Annotated in this window: 2 tRNA genes and 1 rRNA gene; all 3 read right to left on the bottom strand. The window is 50.8% G+C overall.

Features of this window, described 5'->3' with window-relative positions:
* Positions 1–47: 47 nt before the first annotated feature.
* A tRNA-Ala gene (locus E2R51_RS20525) sits at positions 48–123 on the bottom strand.
* A gap of 13 nt (positions 124–136) precedes the next feature.
* Positions 137–213 (bottom strand) — tRNA-Ile (locus E2R51_RS20520).
* 61 nt (positions 214–274) lie between these two features.
* A 16S ribosomal RNA gene (locus E2R51_RS20515) occupies positions 275–1,809 on the bottom strand.
* Positions 1,810–1,914 lie beyond the last annotated feature (105 nt).

Genomic DNA, 1,914 nt, shown 5'->3' with positions numbered 1-1,914 from the left:
TCAATCACTTAATTCTATTTTATGCACTCTTAATCCGTAATCCAATATGGTGGAGCCAAGGAGAGTCGAACTCCTGACCTCCTGCGTGCAAGGCAGGCGCTCTACCAACTGAGCTATGGCCCCGTATCGGGATAAGTGGTGGGTCTGATAAGACTTGAACTTATGACCCCCGCGTTATCAACACGGTGCTCTAACCAGCTGAGCTACAGACCCTTAAGAGCTTGCTAAATCAAAGAACAACTTGTTGTGAATTCTTGCTGACCGAATGCGTCAATAAGGAGGTGATCCAGCCGCAGGTTCCCCTACGGCTACCTTGTTACGACTTCACCCCAGTCATCGACCACACCGTGGTGAGCGCCCTCTAAAAGTTAGGCTACCCACTTCTGGTGCAATCAACTCCCATGGTGTGACGGGCGGTGTGTACAAGGCCCGGGAACGTATTCACCGCGGCATTCTGATCCGCGATTACTAGCGATTCCGACTTCATGGAGTCGAGTTGCAGACTCCAATCTGGACTACGATAGGCTTTTTGAGATTCGCATCACATCGCTGTGTAGCAGCCCTCTGTACCTACCATTGTAGCACGTGTGTAGCCCTGGTCGTAAGGGCCATGATGACTTGACGTCGTCCCCGCCTTCCTCCAGTTTGTCACTGGCAGTATCCTTAGAGTCCCCGGCCTAACCGCTGGTAACTAAGGAAAAGGGTTGCGCTCGTTGCGGGACTTAACCCAACATCTCACGACACGAGCTGACGACAGCCATGCAGCACCTGTATTCTAATTCCCGAAGGCACTCCCGCATCTCTGCAGGATTCTAGATATGTCAAGACCAGGTAAGGTTCTTCGCGTTGCATCGAATTAAACCACATGCTCCACCGCTTGTGCGGGCCCCCGTCAATTCATTTGAGTTTTAACCTTGCGGCCGTACTCCCCAGGCGGTCTACTTATTGCGTTAGCTGCGTCACTAAGGAATCAAGTTCCCCAACGACTAGTAGACATCGTTTACGGCGTGGACTACCAGGGTATCTAATCCTGTTTGCTACCCACGCTTTCGAACCTCAGTGTCAGTATGATGCCAGGAGGCTGCCTTCGCCATCGGTATTCCTTCAGATCTCTACGCATTTCACCGCTACACCTGAAATTCTACCTCCCTCTCACCTACTCTAGCCCAACAGTATCAGATGCAGTTCCCAGGTTAAGCCCGGGGATTTCACATCTGACTTATTAAGCCACCTACGCTCGCTTTACGCCCAGTAATTCCGATTAACGCTTGCACCCTCTGTATTACCGCGGCTGCTGGCACAGAGTTAGCCGGTGCTTATTCTGCAGCTAATGTCATCGTCTATGGGTATTAACCATAGAGTCTTCTTCACTGCTTAAAGTGCTTTACAACCAAAAGGCCTTCTTCACACACGCGGCATGGCTGGATCAGGGTTGCCCCCATTGTCCAATATTCCCCACTGCTGCCTCCCGTAGGAGTCCGGGCCGTGTCTCAGTCCCGGTGTGGCTGATCATCCTCTCAGACCAGCTACAGATCGTCGCCTTGGTAGGCCTTTACCCCACCAACTAGCTAATCCGACTTAGGCTCATCCAATAGCGAGAGCGCAAGCGCCCCCTTTTCCCCGTAGGGTGTATGCGGTATTAATACGAGTTTCCCCGTGCTATCCCCCACTACTGGGCAGATTCCTAAGTATTACTCACCCGTCCGCCGCTCGTCAGCAAGAAGCAAGCTTCTTCTGTTACCGCTCGACTTGCATGTGTTAAGCCTGCCGCCAGCGTTCAATCTGAGCCATGATCAAACTCTTCAGTTTAATCTTGCTATGAAGCTCTTTAAAGAAGCTTCTAAACTTGGCTCATTCAATACTAGCAAATTGCTTTTCCGTATGTTTCATATAATGAATTAACTTCGAGTTTCT

This window comes from Jeotgalibacillus sp. S-D1, from assembly GCF_004358665.1.
Taxonomy (GTDB): domain Bacteria; phylum Bacillota; class Bacilli; order Bacillales; family Jeotgalibacillaceae; genus Jeotgalibacillus.
Note: the sequence above shows the minus strand (reverse complement) of the source record. Positions and strands in the feature narration are given on the sequence as shown.